Origin of the sequence: Sphingomonas sp. (assembly GCF_965227385.1) — a bacterium.
In the GTDB taxonomy this organism is placed as follows: domain Bacteria; phylum Pseudomonadota; class Alphaproteobacteria; order Sphingomonadales; family Sphingomonadaceae; genus Sphingomonas.
This window is the reverse complement of sequence record NZ_OZ245750.1, coordinates 2421042-2442745: the sequence shown is the minus strand read 5'-3', so window position 1 is coordinate 2442745 and position 21704 is coordinate 2421042. Positions and strand designations below refer to the sequence as shown.

Annotated in this window: 19 protein-coding genes; 10 read left to right on the top strand and 9 right to left on the bottom strand. The window is 66.0% G+C overall.

Features of this window, described 5'->3' with window-relative positions; translation table 11 throughout:
• The first annotated feature begins 26 nt into the window (after positions 1 to 26).
• From ACO05N_RS11800 to ACO05N_RS11775, 6 genes are all read left to right on the top strand, one after another.
• Positions 27 to 1229: an aromatic ring-hydroxylating oxygenase subunit alpha gene (locus tag ACO05N_RS11800; RefSeq protein WP_422057279.1), complete on the top strand. Its 1203-nt coding sequence runs from the start codon at positions 27 to 29 to the stop codon at positions 1227 to 1229.
• A gap of 107 nt (positions 1230 to 1336) precedes the next feature.
• The gene (locus ACO05N_RS11795; RefSeq protein ID WP_422057278.1) at positions 1337 to 1822 is read left to right on the top strand and encodes a VOC family protein; all 486 of its coding nucleotides are present in this window, start codon (positions 1337 to 1339) and stop codon (positions 1820 to 1822) included.
• A 144-nt stretch (positions 1823 to 1966) separates the two neighbouring features.
• The gene (gene ygiD, locus ACO05N_RS11790) at positions 1967 to 2752 is read left to right on the top strand and encodes a 4,5-DOPA dioxygenase extradiol (RefSeq protein WP_422057277.1); all 786 of its coding nucleotides are present in this window, start codon (positions 1967 to 1969) and stop codon (positions 2750 to 2752) included.
• 35 nt (positions 2753 to 2787) lie between these two features.
• Entirely contained in the window at positions 2788 to 3879 is a 1092-nt protein-coding gene (locus tag ACO05N_RS11785; RefSeq protein WP_422057276.1) for an acetamidase/formamidase family protein, read from the top strand.
• Positions 3880 to 3909: 30 nt separating this feature from the next.
• On the top strand, positions 3910 to 4911 hold the full coding sequence (locus ACO05N_RS11780; RefSeq protein WP_422057275.1) for a bile acid:sodium symporter family protein: 1002 nt from the start codon (positions 3910 to 3912) through the stop codon (positions 4909 to 4911).
• A complete protein-coding gene (locus ACO05N_RS11775) occupies positions 4892 to 5704 on the top strand; it encodes a TauD/TfdA dioxygenase family protein (RefSeq protein ID WP_300501359.1) in 813 nt (270 codons plus the stop codon). The genes ACO05N_RS11780 and ACO05N_RS11775 overlap by 20 nt, the downstream gene beginning before the upstream one ends.
• A 20-nt stretch (positions 5705 to 5724) precedes the next feature.
• On the opposite strand, the gene ACO05N_RS11770 is transcribed toward ACO05N_RS11775, so the two are convergent.
• From ACO05N_RS11770 to ACO05N_RS11740, 7 genes are all read right to left on the bottom strand, one after another.
• Entirely contained in the window at positions 5725 to 8037 is a 2313-nt protein-coding gene (locus ACO05N_RS11770) for an acetamidase/formamidase family protein (protein ID WP_422057274.1), read from the bottom strand.
• Positions 8038 to 8147: 110 nt separating this feature from the next.
• Positions 8148 to 9542 (bottom strand): peptidase M20, encoded by a 1395-nt coding sequence (locus tag ACO05N_RS11765; RefSeq protein WP_422057273.1) that lies wholly within the window; start codon positions 9540 to 9542, stop codon positions 8148 to 8150.
• Positions 9539 to 10792, bottom strand: coding sequence for an MFS transporter (locus ACO05N_RS11760; protein ID WP_422057272.1), 1254 nt, complete (start codon positions 10790 to 10792; stop codon positions 9539 to 9541). The genes ACO05N_RS11765 and ACO05N_RS11760 overlap by 4 nt, the downstream gene beginning before the upstream one ends.
• Positions 10777 to 12168, bottom strand: coding sequence for an amidohydrolase family protein (locus ACO05N_RS11755; RefSeq protein ID WP_422057271.1), 1392 nt, complete (start codon positions 12166 to 12168; stop codon positions 10777 to 10779). The genes ACO05N_RS11760 and ACO05N_RS11755 overlap by 16 nt, the downstream gene beginning before the upstream one ends.
• On the bottom strand, positions 12165 to 12815 hold the full coding sequence (locus ACO05N_RS11750) for a cysteine hydrolase family protein (RefSeq protein ID WP_422057270.1): 651 nt from the start codon (positions 12813 to 12815) through the stop codon (positions 12165 to 12167). Before ACO05N_RS11750 ends, ACO05N_RS11755 begins: the two co-directional genes overlap by 4 nt.
• The gene (locus ACO05N_RS11745; protein WP_422057269.1) at positions 12808 to 13938 is read right to left on the bottom strand and encodes an LLM class flavin-dependent oxidoreductase; all 1131 of its coding nucleotides are present in this window, start codon (positions 13936 to 13938) and stop codon (positions 12808 to 12810) included. The genes ACO05N_RS11750 and ACO05N_RS11745 overlap by 8 nt, the downstream gene beginning before the upstream one ends.
• Positions 13939 to 14028: 90 nt before the next feature.
• Positions 14029 to 15000: a ribokinase gene (locus tag ACO05N_RS11740; protein WP_422057268.1), complete on the bottom strand. Its 972-nt coding sequence runs from the start codon at positions 14998 to 15000 to the stop codon at positions 14029 to 14031.
• Positions 15001 to 15072: 72 nt separating this feature from the next.
• On the opposite strand from ACO05N_RS11740, the gene ACO05N_RS11735 reads away from it, so the two are divergent.
• From ACO05N_RS11735 to ACO05N_RS11725, 3 genes are read left to right on the top strand one after another with little or no spacing between them, the layout of a single operon-like run.
• Positions 15073 to 15915, top strand: a complete 843-nt coding sequence (locus tag ACO05N_RS11735; protein ID WP_422057267.1) for an oxidoreductase — start codon at positions 15073 to 15075, stop codon at positions 15913 to 15915.
• Positions 15912 to 16724, top strand: coding sequence for a TauD/TfdA dioxygenase family protein (locus tag ACO05N_RS11730; RefSeq protein WP_422057266.1), 813 nt, complete (start codon positions 15912 to 15914; stop codon positions 16722 to 16724). Before ACO05N_RS11735 ends, ACO05N_RS11730 begins: the two co-directional genes overlap by 4 nt.
• A gap of 20 nt (positions 16725 to 16744) precedes the next feature.
• Positions 16745 to 17341, top strand: coding sequence for a nitroreductase family protein (locus ACO05N_RS11725; RefSeq protein WP_422057265.1), 597 nt, complete (start codon positions 16745 to 16747; stop codon positions 17339 to 17341).
• Between the two features lies 1 nt (position 17342).
• On the opposite strand, the gene ACO05N_RS11720 is transcribed toward ACO05N_RS11725, so the two are convergent.
• Together ACO05N_RS11720 and ACO05N_RS11715 are read right to left on the bottom strand one after the other, a co-directional pair.
• Positions 17343 to 18422, bottom strand: coding sequence for a TauD/TfdA family dioxygenase (locus tag ACO05N_RS11720; protein ID WP_422057264.1), 1080 nt, complete (start codon positions 18420 to 18422; stop codon positions 17343 to 17345).
• Positions 18423 to 18527: 105 nt separating this feature from the next.
• Positions 18528 to 19745 carry an NAD(P)/FAD-dependent oxidoreductase gene (locus ACO05N_RS11715; RefSeq protein WP_422057263.1) on the bottom strand — a complete coding sequence of 406 codons (1218 nt, stop codon included), beginning with the start codon at positions 19743 to 19745 and terminating at the stop codon, positions 18528 to 18530.
• A gap of 143 nt (positions 19746 to 19888) precedes the next feature.
• Between ACO05N_RS11715 and ACO05N_RS11710 the strand changes: the two genes are divergently transcribed.
• Positions 19889 to 21685, top strand: coding sequence for an acyltransferase family protein (locus ACO05N_RS11710; RefSeq protein WP_422057262.1), 1797 nt, complete (start codon positions 19889 to 19891; stop codon positions 21683 to 21685).
• Positions 21686 to 21704 lie beyond the last annotated feature (19 nt).

Genomic DNA, 21704 nt, shown 5'->3' with positions numbered 1-21704 from the left:
TGGGACACAGTCACCGGACGCACATCATGACAATTCTGACCGATCCCTTTTTCGACAGCCTCGGCACCTCGATCCTTGATACGGTCGAGGCAGAGACCCTGCCCCCCGGCTGCTACACCGACGAGGAATTCTACCGGTTCGAGAAAGAGGCGCTGTTCTACCGCGAATGGCTGTGCGTCGGGCGCGTCGAGTGGTTGGCGCAGCCGGGCGACTATTTCACCACCACCCATGCCAACGAACCCCTGGTCATCGCTATGGACCGGGCGGGGGCGATCCAGGCCATGTCCTCGGTCTGCCAGCACCGCGCGATGCTGGTCGCGGAGGGCAAGGGCAACGCGCGCGGCTTTACCTGTCCCTATCATCACTGGTCCTATGACCTGGACGGCACGCTGATCGGCGCCCCGGCAATGGGTCGCACGTGCAATTTCGACAAGCGCCAGCACAGCCTGCCGCGCCTCAAGGTCGAAACCTGGCACGGCTTCATCTTCGTCAATTTCGATCTGGAGGCAGCTTCGCTCGCGCCGCGCCTTGCGGGGATCGAGCCGGTGGTCGCCAATTACGACTTCGCATCACTGCGCGGACCCGAACCGGCGGCGCATGAATTCGCCTGGAACTGGAAGGTTCAGTTCGAGAACAACAATGACGGCTATCATGCCAACCGGCTGCACAAGGGGCTGCACGATTACATCCCCAGTTCGCTCGCCAGCTTTCCGTCGGTGCCGGAGGGGACGGCCGGCTATTACCGGCTCAACGGATCGACCCACGCCAATGCCAGTTTCAACCCGACCGGCAAGGCGCTGTTCCCGGTATTCCCCGCGCTGAGCGAGGAGGAGCAGAACCGGCTGTTGTTCGTCAACCTGCCCCCGTCGCTGTCGCTGGTAGTGCTCAACGATGTCGTCATCTACCTCATCATGGACGCCCGCTCGGCGAACACCCACGGCCTGACCTTTGGCAGCCTGTACCTGCCCGAGGCGATGGAGGCCCCCGACTTTGAGGAAAAGCGACGGCTGAATGACGAGTATACCAGCCATATCGTCGCGCAGGACCTGCATGTCGACCTGCTGGTGCAGCAGGGGCTGAACTCCCGCTTCGCGCCGCGCGGCCGCTATAGCTGGCAGGAGGATGCCCAGCGCCAGTTCAACCTGTGGCTGGTCGAACGCTATCGCGCCGAATGGGACCGGCGGCGCGGACCTGCAGCGCCCGTCAGCCGGATCCAGCGCGCATCCTGATCCGTCCCGAAGGGCGCATGCCCGCTCTTACCGCCCAACCCCATGAACGTGGACGGCGCGTCGCGTGACGCGTTGCCGTTCCGCGCCCGTTTCGAGGAGAAACCCGCATGACCAACACCCTGATCTTCGTCGATCTCGCCAGCGACGACCCCGCTGCCGCAGCTTCATTCTACGCTGATGTGTTCGGGTGGGAGAATGACGCGCGCCCGCACGGCATCTATCACCGCATGGTCCCAGGCGGCTTCTTCAAGCACAAGGACGGCAGCGACAGCCAGATCGGCAATCTTCACCTCGGCATCTTCGACGCGGCCAATGCTCGACCCCACCCCGATCCGGCGGGCGTTGCCCCGCGCGAACTGGCCGCGGCGGGACGCAAGGCGCGGATCTGGATCCTGATCGGCGACGATGACAGCGCCGAACGGATTTTGGGCGCTGCCGAAAGCCGCGGCGCGACGATCCTGTGGCGCAATCATTATTGGGCCGAGTTCAACGGCTATAACCACGCCTTTGCCGACCCATGGGGCAACGAGATCGTGCTGTGGGGCAAGGCCGGCGAAAATCCGCAGATTCCCGCGGATTTCACGCGCGAATAGCGCATCGCGCCACCGCGCAAAAACAAGGACTTGTGCGCGGCGATACAAGACCGTCCGACAATTGCCCGCCAGATTTTGCCGGGTCGCAGCCAGCGGGGCGAAGAGGGAAGCCATGATCGATCAGAACAGAAACGCGGTGGCGCGATGAGCCGGTTACCCGTCGTCTTCTTCGGCCATGGCAGCCCGATGATCGCGCTGGAGCACAACCACGTCACCCGCGCATGGCGGGCAATTGCCGACCGGATAGAGCGCCCCCGCGCGATCCTGTGCATCTCGGCCCATTGGCTGACCCAGGGCACCGCCGTAACCGGCATGGTCGCGCCGCGCACCATCCACGATTTCGGCGCCTCCTTTCCCCAGGCGCTGTTCGACGTCCAATATCCCGCGCGCGGCGATCCTGCGCTGGCCCAGCGCGTCGCCCAGTTGCTCGCGCCGATGCCGGTCGGGATCGATCGCGACTGGGGGCTCGACCACGGCACCTGGTCGGTGCTGCGCCACTGTTTCCCAGATGCCGATGTGCCGGTGGTTCAGCTCGGCATGGACATCGCCAAGTCGCCCCTTGACCATTGGCAGGTGGGCGAGCGGCTACGCCCGCTGCGCGACGAAGGCGTGCTGGTGATCGGCACCGGCAATATCGTCCATAATCTGAGCGCGATGGACTGGGACAACCCCCATGCTGCGCCTTATCCCTGGGCGGCGCGGTTCAACGCAGCGATGCTGGAGGCCGTGGTCGAGGACCGCCCGGCTGCGGTGATCGACTATCAGTCGCTCGGCACCGACGCCGCACTGTCGGTACCGCATCCCGACCATTTCTGGCCGCTGCTCTATGTGCTCGGCGCACGCCATCCGGGGGAGACCGCCGTGCTCGACCCCGATTTCATTCATCATAAATCGCTCGGCATGACGAGCATCGTGATCGGCAGCGCCTGACCGCGACCAGATTTCCAGTCCACAGGGGGAAAGATATGGGCCTCATCATCCCGCACGGCGCGATCCGCGATGCGATCCAGCCGACCGCACTGCACCGGCTGCGTGCCACGCCGGAAACGGTTCACTGGGGCTATTTCTCGCCCGAAATCGCGCCGGCCTTGACCGTGCGCAGCGGCGACCTGATCCAGGCGCAGGCCGTGACCCACCATGCCGGCGACGACCCGGAACTGATGTTCGACGACGACATCCGTCGCATCTTTGCCGAGATCGATCCCGCGACGCGCGCGCCCGGATGCCATATCATGACCGGCCCGATCTACGTCGAAGGCGCCGAGCCCGGCGACATGCTTGAGGTGCGCTATTTCGAGATGGTGCCGCGGTTCAACTATGGATCGAACCTACAGGCCAATTGGGGACACCTCTATCAGGAATTCGGCGAGACCGAGCGGGTCACCATTTACCGCATCGACCCGGGCTCCAACACCGCCAGCGCGCTCTATGCCTATGATGTCGAAGAGAAATATGTGGTGCCGGGGCGGATCACCAACTGCCCGGTCTGCGACCGCCAGCCCGCGCTGCCTGGCATTACCATTCCGGCGCGGCCGCACCTTGGCACGGCGGGCGTGGCACCGGCGGTGAACGAGCCGGTCAGCACCATCCCGCCCGGGCTGCACGGCGGCAATATCGACAATTGGCGGATCGGTGCAGGCGCGCGCATGTATTATCCGGTCCAGGTCGCCGGCGGCTTGTTCTCGATCGGCGATCCCCATATCAGCCAGGGCGATGGCGAGATCAGCGGCACCGCGATCGAAGCCTCGCTCGACGTGCTGTTCCAGATCGTGCTGCGCAAGGATTTCAGCTTCCCCTCGCCCCTGCTCGAGACCAGCGATTGCTGGATCGTCCATGGCTTCGGCGCGGATCTGGATCAGGCGATGAAGAGCGCATCGGTCGACATGCTCCATTTGCTGACCGAACATCAGGGGCTGTCACGCACCGACGCCTATTCGCTGATGAGCGTGGCAAGCGATTTCGGCGTGACGCAGGTGGTGGATGGGACGCAGGGGATTCACTGCCGCATCGACCGGCGCATCTTTGGCGGCAAGGGGACCGTGCGTGACCCCGAATAAGTCCGCTACGGCCAGCGATTGCGACTGACGATGCTGGCCCGGTTGCGCCTCGATCCGTTCCTGATGATCCTGCTGGCGGTGCTGGCGGTGGCGACGCTGTTGCCGGTGCGCGGCGGCGCGGCCATCGCCGCCGACCATGTGACCGACGTGGCGATCGCGCTGCTGTTCTGTCTGCACGGAGCGAAACTGTCGCGGGAAGCGATCCTGGCCGGGATTGGCGCGTGGAAACTGCATCTGCTGGTGCTGAGCGCAACCTACGCGCTGTTTCCGCTGCTTGGCCTCGCCATCGTCACGACGCTGGGCGGGACGGTCGATCCGCTGGTGGCGATGGGGGTGCTGTACCTCGCCATCCTGCCCTCGACCGTCCAGTCATCGATCGCCTTTACCGCCATCGCCGGGGGCAATGTCCCAGCCGCGATCTGCAGCGCGTCGCTGTCGAACATCCTCGGCATCCTGCTGACCCCGTTGCTGGCAGCCTGGCTGATCGGCGGACACGCGGCGGGCGGAGACTTCTTCATCCAGGCGGTGACGTCGATCGCCACCCAATTGCTACTGCCCTTCGTCCTCGGCCATCTCGCCAGGCCGTGGATCGGCGGGTGGATCGACCGCCATCGCCAGCTGGTGACGCGGGTCGATCGCGGGGTCATCTTGCTGGTCGTCTACACCGCGTTCAGTGCCGCCGTGGTGGGGGGGCTGTGGACGCGGCTGTCGCTCGCCGATCTCGCCACCATCGCGGCGATCTGCGTCGTGCTGCTGGCGGCAGTGCTGCTGCTGACCCGGCTTGCCGCACGCCTTGCCGGACTACCGCGCCCGGACGCCATCGTGCTGCTGTTCTGCGGGTCGAAAAAGAGCCTGGCGAGCGGCGTGCCGATGGCCGGAGCGCTGTTTCCCGCCGCACAGGTCGGCGTCGTGATCCTGCCGCTGATGCTGTTCCACCAACTGCAACTGATCGTCTGTTCGATCATCGCGGCGCGCCTCGCCCGCCAGAACGACCCCATTGAGGAGCCCGACCATGTCCGACGCACTGCTTGAGATTCGGCCGATGACCCGCCAGATCGGCGCGGAGATTTTCGGCGTCGACCTCAGCCAGCCGCTCGATCAGGCGATGGTGGCCGCCATCCACGATGCGCTGATGGTGCATCAGGTGATCTTCTTCCGCGACCAGCACTTCACGCATGCGGAGCACAAGCGGCTGGGCCGCTATTTCGGCGAGCTCGCCCTGCACAGTGGCGTCGCGGGCCTGCCCGACCATCCCGAAATCGTGGCGATCCATGCCGACGCCAACAGCACCTATATCGCCGGCGACAACTGGCATTCGGACCTCAGCGAATATGATGAGCCGCCGATGGGCAGCATCCTGTACATGCACACTTTGCCCGACAGCGGCGGCGATACGCTGTTTTCGAGCATGTATGCCGCCTATGACGCGCTGTCCCCGGCGATGCGGGCGTTTCTCGACCCGCTGACCGCCGTGCATGACTCGAACCATATCTATCGCGAGCTGTTTCCCGACGTCCAGAAGACCTATCCCTGCAACACCCACCCGGTGGTGCGGACGCATCCGGTGACCAAGCGCAAATGCCTGTTCGTGTCGGAATCCAAGACGACGCGGATCAACGGCCTGTCCAAGGCGGAAAGCAGCGCCGTGCTGCGCTTCCTGGCGGATCATGTGAAGGACCCGAATTTCCAGGTCCGTTTCCGCTGGCAACCGCATTCGGTCGCCTTCTGGGACAATCGCTGCACCCAGCATTTTGCGGTGTGGGACTATTTCCCCGATACGCGATCAGGCACCCGGGTGACGATCAAGGGCGACCGGCCCTATTGAGGGCAATCAGACGGTGAACATCAGGCGGTAAACAGGGCCTTGCGGATGATCGCATGCACGCCCCAATTGCCGTTCACCACCTGCGACACTCCGAAATCGACGCCGACCGACAGGAGCGAGATCGCCTCGTCCTCGCTCAGCCCCTTGGTCGTCATCAGAAAGCGGCGCGCCTTGCGAAACGCATCGCGCATGGCCCCGTCAATGCTGCTCTTCTTGTACACCTCGCTCTGCGCGTCCTCGCCCAGTTCCTTGAGGTAGTCGGGGTGGCTGAAGCCCATGATGACCCATTCGCTCTCGGTCTCGATCAACGGATAGTCGAGGTCGCGCAGGTGATCGCGCAGCTCGCTCGCCGGGTGGAGCGCCACCTGGATCAGCGCATTCATCGAACATTCGATCGCCGTGCCGCACAGTTCGGAATCGCCCTGTGAGGCGTGCGGATCGCCCAGCGACAACAGCCCACCCGCGACCTGAACCGGCAGGAACACGCTCGATCCCGGCCCGGTGCGCCAATTGTCGAGGTTGCCGCCAAAGCTGTTCGGCGGCACCGAATCGACCAGCCCCGAATGCGCCGGCGCCAGTGCGATCACGCCGAAATGCGGGCGGATCGGAATTTCGACATTGCGCAGGATTTCGTAATTCCGCTCGATCGTCGCGGGGTTCACCGGGACGCCGGGATAGTCGTAGCGGACATGGACCCGGCCCGACGGATCGGTCTGCGGCGTCCAGCGGAAGCTGTATACTGCATGTGCGCTCGGCGGACGTGCGCCGCCATGTTCGACCTCGTAAATGGTGATGACCTCGCGTTGCTTCGGCTCGGTCAGCAGGTCGCTATAGTGAAAGCCCCAGAAGGTCGCGGCGTTGCTGCCGAACGCCTTGCCGGCAAAGCGCGGATTGCCGCTCTGCCGCGCCTTCAGGTCGAGGATGCGAACCTCGACGACATCGCCGGGCATCGCGCCCTGGATCGCGATTGGGCCGGTGCAGATATGGACGCCGAACCCCTCGCCCGGCCCGCGCCCGACCGCGCTCGCGTCCATCGGTCCGGCACCGCGCCGGTCGATTGCCTTGTGATGATGGTCCCAGTGAAACACGCTTTCGGCGGCGGGGTCGCCCTGCACCATCCGCTCGGGATCGTCATTGGCGTGATGGGTCAGGGTTTCGACCGACACGAAATCCCCCGACCGGATCGTCAGCACGGGTTTCAGCGCGCGACTGAAATAGCCCCAATGCACCGTTTGCGGATTGGCTGGCAGGTGATGGTGCCGCACGGGCTCGGTCACTGGCGGCGCATCGTCCCCGGCCAGCGCGACCACCTCTGCACCCGCTTCGTCGGAATCCGCCGCCAGCACCAAGGTCCGGTCCTTGCGCGGGGGGCGTCCGCGACGCGGCATATCCTCGGGCGGCGCATCGCCCACGCCCTTGCGATACTCGCGCGGCGACACGCCATATTGCTCGCGGAACGCACGGCTGAACGACGCGCTGTCGTTGAAGCCCCATTGAAACAGAATGTCGGAGATCGACTTCTGGACATGCAGCGGGCTGCGCAAGTCGAGCCGGCAGCGCTCGAGCCGCCGGACCTTCACATAATGGCCGAAGCTGTCGTCGATCGATTCGAACAGCTTTTGCAGATAGCGGGGCGAGATGCCGTGTTCGGTGGCGATCTGCTGATAATTGAGATTGGGGTCGCTCAACCGCATCTCGATGGTCTGGAAAATCCGCTCCAACAGCCCCGCGCGCATGCCCGCGGCACCGCCCATCGCCTTGGGCGGCGCATTGTCCAGCAGCGCGGACAACAGAAACTCCGGCAGCGCCAATTCCACCGGCCTGGCATGATCGGTCGTCATGTCCATGATGGTGTCGGCGAGTGAACGGAGCATCCCCGCAAACACTCGCCCCGCCCCTGCCTCCGCCGCAATCCTGCGGGGGTGATCGGGCAAGGGCGCCTTGAGTCGGGCGGTTATGATCGCAGGGGGCAAGCGGACGATCAGCACGCGATTATCGCCGGAAGAGACGAACCGTGCGACGGATTCGCTCCGCGCGGCCAGCAGGTCGCCGTCGACCAGCTCGCTCTCACCGGTTCCGGTCGTCACCCGCGCGCTGCCGTCCATCATCAACGTCAGCCACAGCCCGCCCGGCTCTTCGCTGAAATCCAGCGCCCAGCCTTGGGCCGTGCCGGTCAAACGGATGAAATCGATCCCCTGCCCGCTGCGAAAATGGACGAGCTCGCCATAGGGATCGTCGAGCACCTGCTCGAGCGTGATCGAAAGCCGTTGCAATGCGAAGCGCCATGCGTCGCGGCGCTGTTCGCGGGGATAGGCGTTGGTAGTGAAACGCAACGAACAATGGTCCCTGGTTGCAGGCCCCTGCTCCTTGCCCGGCCAATCTCATGTCGGCCTCGCGGCAAAGCTAGTCAGGATCGCCGATCGCGGTCAATCGCATTCTCGGATCAGGTGTCGAATGGCGCCGCGCCCTCTCCATAAACAGACATAGCGGATGCTGCGGCGGGACGGTCGAGCGTGCGGCCACAAATTGCCAACATGGTCAGCGCATAGATCAGCGCGCTCGACGCCATGTCGGCGGGCGTCGGGCGCCAGCGCGGCATCCCGGTCGTAATCGCCGGGATGCAGTGCATGTTAAACACATTATGGTCGCGCCACATGCTGGAATAGACCGGATGCGCCCGCTCGACAGGGGCACCCCGCGCGAGCCGGGTGGCGGCATCGACCGCGCCGGCGAGCGGGGCGACGGCGGCGTCCTCCGCCTCGAACCCGTGGCGGACGACCACCGGCTCGACATCGAACCCCTCGACGTCGACAGCGCGCATCGCTTCGACGATGCCATGCATCGCGTCTGCCGCCTTTTGCCGGGGGGCGAGCGCGACATCGAGATAGAGGGCGCACACTTCGGTCCCCGCGCCGAAATCCATCGGCGCGCCGCCGCGCACCGACGCGATCTGGACGCGCGGGACCGACCGACCGCCGCGAACGTCATGCACCGATGCCGCTTCCCATGCCTGGCTCCAGCGGTGCAGCGCTTCGATCACCGGGCCGAGGCGATAGATCGGATTGGGGTGGTTGACCGCATGCTCGGGCGTTTCGAGGATCGGGGTAAACACCCCACGCCCAAAGATCCGCACCCGGAACAGCGCATAGCCGCACCCGGTCCAGGTCATGCCGAAATCGGTCCCCTCCGCCGCGATGGCATAGTCGGGCGCAACCCCGCCATGGTGGAACAGGTAATGCGCGCCGATATCCTTGCCGAGATAGGCGACGCCTTCATATTCCTCGATCGGCTCTGGCCCGATCTCGCCCGGACATGCGGTGAGCCAGGCCGTGCCCGCCAGCGTTATCCCCGCCTTGTTCAGCGCCTTGGCCGCGATCAGGAAACAGGACATCGGCCCGCGATCGTTGGAGATCGGATAGCCGCGCAGTCGCCCGTCTTCGTCCAGCCAGCATTGCGTCCATTCGGGATCGGCGAGCGTCGCCTCGCGATAGCGGAAGCGGTCCTGATGCGTGATGCCGCTCGGGCTTTCGGTGTCGAGATGCGCGGTCAGCAACAAATTGGCACCGGTGCCATGGCCGCCGATCTCGCCGATGATGTTCGGCCTCTCGGGTGTCGCGCCGACCTTGCGCGGGCGAAAACCTTCGCGCTGCATCCAGTCGAACACGAATTGCGCGGCGGCGGCTTCGCTGCGCGAGGGGGCGGGGATATTGCCGAGCGCCAGCGCGAGCTGGACCAACTCGTCAGTGTCGATCGCGGCGGCGATCGCGTCGCGCTCCGCCGCGCTCACGGCATAGGGTGCGTGGGCCGGGTCGGCAAACGGCGCGGGCGTGCCGGTCATCCGACGTGCGCCGCCAGCGCTGGGGCCGCGCTGTGCGCGCCAGCCCCATAGCGGGGCAGCAGCAGCAACAGCGCCATCCCTGCCGAGAGCGCAATGATCGAGACAATCACCGCCAGCCGATAGCTGCCCGTTACATCGAACCCATGGTCGAGCAGCACCGGCGTAATCCCCTGCGCCGCGATGATCGCCGAATACATGACGCCGATGATCGCGCCAAAAGCCGGCGTCCCGAAATAGCGTGCGACGTAATAGGGCAGCGCGCCATATTGCGCGCCCATGCCGATCCCGAGCAACAGCCCGGCGGCGATCAGCACCGACACGCCTTCGCCGAACTGCAGCAGCGCCAGCCCGATGATCGCCATCGCCACCATCGGGATGACGATGCGCGGCGTCGGGAAGCGGTCGAGCAGCCGCCCGCAAGCGATCTGCCACGCTGAGGTCATCAGCGCGAAGCAGCTCAGTACCCCCGTTCCGACATCGACTCCATAACCGCGATCGGCGAGGATCGGGATGACATGGCTGAAGATCGCGGTGGTGCAACCAGCGCCCGATGCGATCGCGATCAGGATGATCCAGAAGCGTGGCAAGCGCGCCGCTTCGCCCAGCGTCATGCCGGCCACCGCGATGCCGTCCTGCCCCGCCGAAGCCTCCCGCGCCGGAGCGTCGCGGAGCAGGGTCAGTACCGCAGGCAGACCGATCAGCAGGATGATCGCGCCCAACGCAAGATAACCCGATCGCCAGCCCTGCTGCGCAACAACCGCCGCGGCAACGATCGGCAACAGGACTGCTCCCATGCCATTGCCCGCTCCCGCACTGATCCCCAGCGCGGTGCCGCGCCCGGCGTCGTACCATTCGGCGATCACCTTGGAGTAGATCGGGGTCGACGCCATCGCGCCGAACAGGCTGACCGCCAGAAACACCGCGTAAAACTGAACCAGCGACGCACTGGTCAACGACAGCGCGGCCACGGCAAGCCCGTAGAGCGCAAGGCCGGGCAGGATGACGCGCCGCGCGCCATGGCGGTCGGCGATCCGCCCGATTAACGGATAGGCGATTGCCCCGGTCACCGCCATGATACCGAGCGCGACCGAGATCGCCGCGCGGGGCCAGCCAAACTCGGCGGACAAGGGCAACAGGAACAGCCCGAACACGGCATGGACCGCCGGGGTCGTGCTGACCGCATTGCCGAGCGTGCAGGCGATCAGCACGCCGGTCCGCTCACGCGACGCGCCGCTCACAGCACCGGCCACAGGCTTGGCGTCGGCCTGCCCGCGCGGGCAAGGACATCGACGGCGGCAATTTCGACCTCCGCGAACAGCCGCTCCTCATCGATCAGGGTCGACCGGTAATTGTCAATCACCCGCCGCCCATCCACCCAGACGCTGTGCACTCCGCGCCCGTCGGCGGAATAGACGAGCTGATTGACGGCATTGAGCAAAGGTCGCCACTCCGGGCGGTTACGATCGTGGAACACGAAATCAGCCTTCTTGCCCACCTCAAGCGATCCGATGCGGTCGGCCATCCCCGCCCCTTTCGCCCCGTTGACTGTCGCCATTTCCAGCACCTGATAGGCCGAGAACAGGCTCGCATCGCGGCGCGAATCCTTGAACAGACCCGCAGTGACGAACATCGCGCGCATCAGGTCGGCGGCGTTGCCGTTGTTGTTGCCGTCGGTGCCCAGCTGCAGATTGACGCCAGCGGCGGCCATTTCGGGGAATTTTCCGACTGCGGTCGCGCCATAGGCACCCTTCATCGCGGTCATCGGGCAATGGGTGATGTTGGTCCCGCTCGCCGCGAGCAGCGCCACCTCTTCATCGTCGAGATGGATCGCATGGGTCAGCGACAGATGCGGACCGAGCACGCCGAGGTCGGACAGATGCGCGATGGCGCGGCGGCCGGTGGTCGCCAGATAGAAATCGGGATCGGCCGGATCGGCGCTCATATGCGCGCTGATCCCCGCGCCATGCGCCTTGGCAAGCGCGGTCGCCTCCCGCCACAGATCGTCGGTAGCAGTGTTATGCCCCACCAGGCACGGCCATGCCGCGATCAGCGGGTCGTCGGTGCCAGGGTATCGCGCCAGCTCGGACTCGATCGTGGCGACCGCCTGTCGGGTCAGCGCCGACTGGTCGTCATCGGGGGCAAAGGCGCGGTCCTGCACCCATTGACCGACCCGACCGCGAATGCCGGTCGCACGCAGCGCATCGACCACCGTGTCGAGATCGAGGATCGTCCCCGCCTCAATGAAACAGGTGGTGCCGGAGCGCAGCATCTCCAGCGCGGCAAGCTGCGCGGCGATCCGCTCCTGATCCGGCGTCTGCGCCAGATAGGTCGGGATCAGCCATTCAAAGACATTGGTCGCCCAGTCGGCGTCGTCAGGGACGTTGCCGCGCGTAATCGGCTCACCGGTGATGTGGACATGGCAGTTCACCATGCCGGGCGTCACCACGAACCGGTCACGGCCATCGATGACCTCACGCGCGACGACGCTCTGCTCCACCAGATCAGACGGTCCTACCGCGACGATGCGGTCGCCCGCGATCGCCAGCGCGCCGTCGCGGAAGATGCGCCGGTCGGCATCCATCGTGACAACCCAGCTATGGGTGACCAGCAGATCGGCGGCGATCATGCCCATGCCGCCGCGACGGCGTCGGCGCGGACAAGCAGCGCACAATTCTTGTACAGGATATCGAGCGCGCTTGCGTGCAGCCCATCTTCATAGGCACCGGTCGCGTCGGACACGACGAACACATGGTAACCGCGATGAAAGGCGGCACGCGCCGTCTGGTCGACACAGCAATCGGTGCTGAACCCGGTCATCACCAGTGTTTCGATGCCGCGCGCGCGCAGCTGCTCGTCAAAGTCGGTGCCGTGGAAACTGTCGAACAACAGCTTCTCGATCTCGATATCGCCGGGCTCCGGCTGGACCCCGTAATAGTCCGCGCCGCCATCATCGGCGCGACAGATCGCCTCACCCCCCGGCATCCCCTTGCGCGCCATCAGCGTCTTTAGCGCGACCGAGTCCGTTTCGGGCCGCGTGACGACGCGCATGAAGGCGATGGTGACGCCGCGCGCGCGCGCCGCCGCGATCAGATCCGCGATCCGTTCCATCGCGGGCGGAACGCTCGACAGGTCGGCCCCCACCCGTCCCAGCAGACCATGCGGAGCGGCGAAATCGACCTGGACATCGACGACGACCAGCGCGGTGCGATCGGGCTCCAGCATCGGCGACAGATCGGTCGCCGCGACGTGCGGCAGCGCTTCAGTCTCAACCATGCGCGGCTTCCATCACCCGCGTCGGGAACCGCTCACGCAAGACCGGCAGCACCTCCTGCGCAAAGCGCGGGATGCCGGTGAGGTAATCGGGGAAGATCAGCATCAACCCGTCGGTGCCCGATACCTCGAACAGTTCGGTGAGCTTGTCGGTCACCGTCTCGGGCGAGCCGAGCACATAGGGTGCCATGAAGGTCGAGCGCGCCTTTTCGACAAAGGCATTTTCCTTGCCGCCCTGTTCGGTGTCGAAAAAGCCATAGGCGCGCAGCATGCCCTGCAGCGCCGCTTCGTCGAGGCCCGCGCGGAAATGATCGGCGGTCGCCTGCGCCGCCGCATCGCTGTCGTCCAGCACCACGGTCATCATCGAATAGGTCCGCATGTAGCGGCCCTGTTTCGCGGCGGTTTCCTTGGCCGCGCGGCTGCTGTTGCCCAGCCCGACCGGATCGCCGCCCGACAGGAAGATCGCGTCCATCTCGTCCGCCGTGAACTGCATGCCCTTGCCCGACGTGCCGGCGCAGACGGTAAAGGGCCGGCGCAGCGGTTTGGGCCAGGATGTCGCCTCTTCGAGCCGGAAATAGCGACCGTCCATGGTCACCGACTCTTCGGTCCACAACCGCTTGATCGCACCGATCCATTCATAGGCAAGGTCGTAACGCCCGTCGTGATCGACCCCTTCCGGCCATGCCCCGAACTGCGCGAATTCGCCGCGATAGGACCCGGTGACGAGGTTCAGGCCCGCGCGACCGCCGCTGATGTGGTCGAGCGTCGCGATCATCTTTGCCGCAACGCCGGGATTTTGCAGGATGGTGTGGATCGTCGCCCACACCTTCACCTTGCTGGTGACTTCGGCCAGCGCCGCCATCAGCAACACGGAGTCCAGCGTGCTTTCCCAGTGCTTTATCTCGCCGCCATAACCCTTGAACTTCGCCATCGCCATGATGAAGTCCAGCCCGGCCGCCCCGGCCGCCACCGCGACCTGACGGTTATAGGCGTAGGAGCCGTCGAGCGGCGGGGCGTTTTTCGACAGGATCCAGCCGCCATTGGCCATCGGCATGAACACGCCCAGATCCTTGCCCCCGGTGTCGGAAGGCAGGTCGAAAGCATAGGGCGTTGGCAGGTCCGACATTCAGCTGGCTCCTCCGATTGAGGGGCCAGTCTAGCCGGGGCCGGGCGGCATTCTTGATCGGCAGCGCATATTCTGTTGGCCGCGCCGGATTCAGCCTGCCAACGCCGCCATCACCGCCGCGCGCGCGGGCATTGCGGGGATCGCGCCGACCGTCTGGGTGCAAAGCGCGGCGGCGGCATTGGCGAGGGGCAGCACTGCGGCGAGGTCCATCTCTTCGGCAATCAGCGCCGCCATCGCGCCACAGAAACAGTCGCCCGCCCCCACCGTGTCGCGCGGAGTGACCGACAGCGCGGGGGCATGGATCGCGGCGTCGCCGAACACCGCCACCGCCCCCTGCCCGCCCAGCGTCACCACGATCTGCTGCTGTGGATGCGCACGCAGCGCGCGCGCAGCCGCGATTGCCTCCGCCGGGCCGGAGATTGCAGGCACGTCAGCATAGCCGGCCAGCTCATGCTGGTTGACGATCAGGAGGTCGGTGTGCGCGAACAACGCGCATGCGGCGGGGATGAACGGTGCGGCGTTGAGCAGGCGTGGCCCCGCCGATGCGGCAAAGGCCGACGCGATCGTGTCGAGCGGGATTTCGAGCTGCGCCAAGATCAAGCCGGGTTTTGGCGCGGTCTCCGGCGCGAGCAACGCATTAGCGCCCGGGGCGACGATGATCTGGTTTTCACCTGCCGCATCGACCGCGATCATCGCCGCGCCGGTCGGCACACCAGCCAGCGTGGCAATGCCCCGGACATCGACCTCTTCGCCTTTCAGCACCGCGCGCATCCAGTCACCATCGGCGTCCGCGCCAACCGCTCCGGTCATCGTTACGCGCGCGCCCATCCGGGCGGCGGCGACGGCCTGGTTCGCGCCCTTGCCGCCGGGTAGCCGCGTCACCTGTGCCGCCAGCACCGTTTCCCCGGCAGTGGGCAGCGCGTCGACCGACAGGATCGTATCGACGTTGATCGAACCCAGAATATGCACGTCCATAGCGTCGTTCTCCCACCAGTGCCCGCGCTTGAAGACGATGGCCAGCGTCGCCGCAAGCGCGCGCAACCGCCATGCGCGTGCCGCCAACTATTCCGGGTGCTGACGCCAAGCCGGGCTGGTGCGCCCCGCCTATCCTCGGTCGATGAACAGGGGAACGGCATGACCAACTGGCTGATTACGGGGGTGAGCGGCGGGCTGGGACACGCACTGGCGCAAGCGGCGCTGGCGCGCGGTGACGCGGTGGTCGGCACGGTCCGGCGTGTCGCGGACAAGCAGGCGTTCGAGGCGCTGGCCCCCGGCCGCGCGCTGGGCGTGTTGCTCGACCTGGCCGATCATGATGCGATCCCCGAAGCGGTCGCGACGGCGGAGGCGTGGTTGGGACCGATCGATCGGCTGGTCAACAATGCCGGTTTCGGCATGGTCGGCGCGATCGAGGAAAGCTCGATTGCCGAGGCGAGAGCGCTGTTCGACGTCAACCTGTTCGGGGCGATGGCGATGATCCAGGCGGTGCTGCCCGAGATGCGTGCACGCCGCGCTGGCCACATCGTCACCATCACCTCGCTCAGCGGCTTTGCCCCATGGTGGGGGACCGGCATCTATGGCGCGAGCAAATATGCGCTGGAGTGCATCGGCCAGACGCTGGCGCAGGAGGTCGAGCCGCTCGGCATCCGCGTCACCAATGTCGCGCCGGGCGGATTTCGCACGGGGTTTGCCGCGCGCGGGCTGATCGAGGCGGCGGCGGTGATCGACGATTATGAGAAGACGGCGCGCCAGTCGAAACACAGCCTGATGGCGGGCCGGGGCCAGGAGGCCGGTGATCCGGCGCGGGCGGCGGTGGCGATGCTGGTCGCGCTCGATGCGCCGGAGCCGCCGCGCCACCTGTTCCTCGGCGAAGACGCGCTGCGCCACGCGCGCGAGCATTTCGAAATGCTGGAGAACGAGATGCGCCGATGGGAGCCGCTGTCGCTCACCACCGGCTTTGTTGCGGAGCCAGTGGCATGAGCGCGCCGTTCACCATCGACCGGCTCACCCCGCATATGGGCGCGGAGCTGCACGGCATCGACTTGACCCGCCCGATAGAGCCGGAGGTGGGCGCCGCGCTGCGTCAGGCGCTGACCGACCATCTCGTGCTGTTCTTTCGCGACCAGCCCATCGACTTTGCCGCGCACAAAGCGCTGGCGCGCGTGTTCGGCGAAATCCATGTCGCGCCCGCCTCCGCCGCATGGGCGGTGGAAGGGCATCCCGAGGTGACGCGCATCCATGCCGATGCCGACTCGAAATATGTCGCGGGGGAAGATTGGCATTCGGACATGACCTGCGACCCAGAGCCGCCTTTGGGGTCGATCCTGCATCTTGTGACCGTGCCCGAAACCGGGGGCGACACGGCGTTTTCGAACATGTTCCTCGCCTATGACGCGCTGTCGGAACGGATGAAGGCTTATCTCGACGGGCTGACTGCGACGCATGATGCTGCGCGGGTGTTTGCCGCGATTGCGCCGCCGGGGACCGTGTTCAACCAGTCCTCGCACCCCGTGATCCGCACCCATCCGGTCAGCGGGCGCAAGGCGGTCTTCGTCAACAAGCAGTTCACGGCGCGGATCGACGGCATCCCCAAGGACGAAAGCGCGGCGTTGCTGTCCTTCCTCACTGCCCATGTCCAGCGCCCCGAATTCCAGTGCCGCTTTCGCTGGCGCCCGCACTCCATCGCCTTTTGGGACAATCGCGCGGTGCAGCATTCGGCGATCTGGGACTATTTCCCGCAAACCCGGTCGGGCTACCGCGTCACGGTGAGCGGCGACCGCCCGTTCTGAACCCGTTACGGAGATTTCGCATGAGCGCAGCCGATCCGCGCACGCCCGCTTACCCGATCGACCCGCTGTTCACCGATCGCTGGTCGCCGCGCGCATTCGACGGCGGTGCGATCGCACCGGAAACGCTGATGACGCTGCTGGAAGCCGCGCGCTGGGCACCCTCCGCCTATAACATCCAGCCTTGGCGGTTCGTCTATGCGTTGCGCGATACGGCGCAATGGGACGCGCTGCTCGCCACGCTGATCCCGTTCAATCGGGGCTGGGCGGCGGGTGCGGCGGCGCTCGTCTATATCCTGTCCGACCGGGTCGTGCGCGACGCCGACGGCGCGGTGAAGGGGGAGTCCTACAGCCATTCCTTCGACGCGGGTGCCGCCTGGGCGATGCTGGCATTGCAGGCAGTGCGCAGCGGACTGTTCGCCCATGGCATGACCGGGTTCGACGTCGATGCGGCGCGGGCGGCGATGGCGGTGCCCGAAGACTTTCGGATCGAGGCAGCGATTGCGATCGGGCGGATCGGCGATCCCGCGACCTTGGCCGAAGGGCTGCGCGCACGCGAAGTGCCGAGCGGACGGACCCCGCTCGACCGGCTGGTTTCGGACGGTGTTTTCTCCGCCTGACTTATGAGAGCAGCCGCGGGACGGCGGCGGTTGCGATGTCGAACCGCGCATCGGGATGCTCGGCGGCACCGTCGCGCGGGGCGGCACGGTGCTGGACCACGCCGTTCTTGCCGAAATCGGGCACCACCGGCCGGTCGGTCTTGCTGCTCAGCCACAGCCGCAGCAGGTGCCGCCGCCGCTGCGGCTCCGGCCAGTCGGTAAAGCCGGTGCGGGCGTGGAGCGCGGCATAGTTGGACAGCCACTGGATGTCGCCCGGACGGAAATCCATCTCGATCGCCATGCCCGGCTCGTAGGTAATCTCGTCGAACAGGCGCAGCACCTCGATCTGATCGGCAGTGAGTTGCGGGACGCCGGGATATTCCTGCGCTGTGAGGATGTAGAGCGATCCGGCGTACATGCTGAACACGCCATCGACCATCGAGATGATCGGCGAGGTATAGGTCAGCGCCGGGGATTCGGCATCCTGCCGCCGCCAGTCCCAATGAAACGGCTCCAGCAGCAGCGGCGCCAGGTCGGGGCGGCGGCGCAGAATCTCGTTATAGATCTCCGCCCCGGAGACGAGGCAGGACAGCCCCCCTTCGCGCGCCGGGCGCAGGCACATCAGCGCGACGATGTCCGAACTGTCGGAATGATAAACCAGCTGGTCGCGGACCTTGGACGATTTGGCGGTGGGATCGTCCATCGTCTTTTCAGACGTGGCATAGACATGGTCGACCAGATCGCCGAGCTCATTCTGGCGGATCGGGTCGCCCATGTGCAGGCCGAGAATGTAATAGATCGCCGCCGACAGCGCGTCGGAATAGAGATGGGTCCGCAAGCCCCGCACCAGCACGAAACCGCGCCCGAAATCGACCGTCTCCCGCCACTCCGCCGCCGCCTCCGCGGTCGCGATCAGGCGATAGTCTTGGGCCTGCACGCTGCGCAGGTCCGGGCTTTGCTCGACGAAGCGCCGCCCCAGTTCTTCCAGCTCCGCCACCTGTTCGTCCGACAGGCGATAGATCCATTCGTCACTGCCAATCAGGCGATCCCCGCGCCAGGCGGCGCGCGTGGTGATCGGACGCAACAGATCTTGAACGGGCATGCTCGGCTCCCTGGAATGACCGACGCGAACCTATCGCACCATCAGGGGTTCGACTTGACCGATCATGCCCAAACATTGCGCTGCTGGCGCATGCCTGAGGGCGCGTCAGACGAGCTCTTTGAGCGGCACGCTGGCATCGGCGAGTGCCGCCGGATCGGGCGACAGCCGCTCCAACACCAGCTTGCGCCCCTGAACATAATCCTTGGTCGCGTTGACGCAGTCGAGCGCGATCACGCGCCCTTCCTTCAGGTACAGGACCGAAAAGCTGCGGTTCGCCGGATCGCCGCGCAGGATCGCCTGATCATGGCCGGTCGACAGGCCGACGGTCTGGAGCTTGAGGTCGTACTGGTTCGACCAGAACCACGGCACCGCGTCATAGGCCAGTTCCTGACCCATGATCGTCTTCGCCACCAACGTCGCCTGATCATTGGCGTTCTGTACCGACTCGAGCCGGATCGGCATATCGTCGGCGAAGCGGTTGGCGTGCAGCGCGCAGTCGCCGATCGCGAAGATGTCGGGCAGCGAGGTGCGGCACTGGTGATCGACCGCGACGCCATTGCCGCCCTCTGCCCCCGCCGCGATCAGCGGTTCGACGGCGGGCACGATGCCGATGCCGACGATCACCATTTGCGCCGGGATCACCGTGCCGTCCTGCATCCGCACACCGGTCACCCGGCCATCACCCTCGATACACTCGACCGCCGCCCCCAGCCGCACATCGACGCCATGCGCGCGATGCTCGGCCTCATAGAAGCGCGATAGCGGCTCGCCCGCGACGCGCGCCAGCACCCGGTCGAGCGCTTCGAGCAGCACGACCTTCTTGCCGAACTTGGCGAGCACCGCCGCCGCTTCCAGCCCGATATAGCCGCCGCCGATCACCACCGCCTGTTCGACACCGTCCAGCTCGGCGAGCATCCGGTCGGCATCGGCGCGAGTACGGACGGTGTGGACGCCGATCAGGTCATTGCCGGCGCACCCGATCCGGCGCGGGCTGCCCCCGGTGGCCCAGATCAGCTGGCCATAGCCGATCGTCGCGCCATCGGCTGTGGTCACGCTGTGCGCGACGGGATCGACCGAAACCACACGCCGGTTCAGCAGCATCTCGACATTGCGCTCGGCCCAGAAGGCCGCGGGGCGGATCATGATCCGTTCGAACGCCTTCTCCCCCGAAAAATACTCTTTCGACAGCGGCGGGCGCTCATAGGGCAGCTCGGGTTCGTCACCGATCATCGCGATCGTCCCCTCGAACTTGGCCTGGCGCAGCGCGATCGCCGCCTGTGCCCCGCCATGCCCTGCGCCCACGATGACGATATCGAACTGCATGTTTCGCTCCCGTATTTGCAGTCCGGCTAGCAGCGGCGGCGGCGATGGCCAACACAAAGTGGTTGGTGCCGCGCGAAGCCGGGCTTGCACGCCGCCATCGTGCCGGGCCATGAGCGGTCGACATAAACCCGACCGGAAAACCGATGCAGCGCAGGGACGACATTGACGGGCTGCGCGCACTGGCGGTGCTGGGCGTCGTGTTACACCATGCCGGGCTGGCCGCGCTGCCCGGCGGGTTCGTCGGCGTTGATGTGTTCTTCGTGATCAGCGGCTTCCTGATCTCCCGCATCGTCACCGATGGCGTTGCGGACGGCAGTTTTTCACTCGCCCATTTCTATGAGCGCCGCGCGCGCCGCATCCTGCCCGCCCTCATTCCCGTGGTCGCGCTGTCCCTGATCGCCGGCTACTGGCTGCTGCTTCCGGACGATTATGAAAATCTGGGGCAGAGCGCGGTTGCCACGTCGCTCTTCGCCAACAATGTCCTGCTGACGCTCACCAGCGGATATTGGGATCTCGCCGCGACGTTCAAACCGCTGCTCCACACCTGGAGCCTGGGGGTGGAGGAACAATTCTACATCGCCTACCCGCTGCTGGCGCTGCTGCTCCTGCGGCGACGGCCTCAATTATTTGCGCCGGTGCTGGCAGGCGGCATCGCGATCAGCCTGCTGCTCAGCGTCACCCTGTCCGCGCGCCAGCCGGATGCGTCCTTCTATCTGATCCATACCCGCGCTTGGGAATTGCTGCTCGGCGCGCTGACGGCATGGCGCATGCCTCCTGCGCCCCCACGCGAGCGGATGGCGCGCGCGCTCGCACTCACCGGGCTGGCGATGATCGTCGCCGCGATGGTCCTTATCGACGCAGCCGCGCCCTATCCCGGCTGGCGCGCGCTACTGCCGTGCGCCGGGACCGCGCTGATCCTGCGCTACGGCGCGGTCGGCGGGCTCGCACGGCATATGCTCGGCTGGCGGCCGCTCGTGCTGGTCGGCCTGGCCAGCTACAGCATCTATCTGTGGCATCAGCCGCTGTTCGCCTTTGCGCGGGCGATGCGGGTCACCCCGCCAGACGCCGCGGTGATGGCGGCCCTGACGCTCGCCACACTGGCCATCGGCTATGCGAGCTGGCGCTGGATCGAACAGCCATTTCGCGATGCGCGCAGATGGCCGCTGCGCCCGTTTCTCACACTCGGGCTTGTGGCCACCGCACTGACCGGTGTCGCCGGCCTCACTGTGTCGGTCACTTCCGGACTACCGCAGCGGGTACCGGGCATGGGCCTCGGCGCGGGCGATTATGCCGCCTACAACAGCTCGGCTTTCCGGTTCGAGAAGGATCGGTTTGACGATCCGGCGCGCCCCAATTTGCTTGTCGTCGGCAACAGCATGGCGCGCGACATGGTCAACATGCTTGTCGAGAGTGGCCGTTTCGACGGGTTCGAGATCGTCTATCGCACCGAAATCCATCTCTGTTCGCTGTACCGCGCGGCAGGCGCTCGCCGCCAGCTGATCGCCGATGCGCAGGCAGTGGTCTTCGTCGCGTCGATGTCCGCGCCGCTGGACTGCAAGACCGCTGCCGAGGTCCGCGACGCAATGCTGGCCGGCAAAGCATGGCTGCTGATCGGCCCCAAGCATTTCGGCTATAACCTCAACAAATGGAAGCACGTGCCCGCGTCGCGGCGACCCGAAGTCCGCGCTGCGCTGCTGCCCGAAACCCTCGCGGCCAACGCGGCCTATGCCGCTCTGGTCCCGCCCGACCATTATGTCGACCTGCTCGGCATCACGCAGCGCCGTCATGGCGGGCTGCCGGTGTTCGATGCAAAGGGCCGCATCCTGTCCGTCGACCGGGTCCACCTGACCCAGGCAGGCGCGCAATTCTTCGCAGGGACCGTGCTGGACGATCCCGCGTGGCGGCCGATTATGCGGATTCAGCCGCCCTCGGCCCGTTAAACGATCCTCCCCCGCCAGA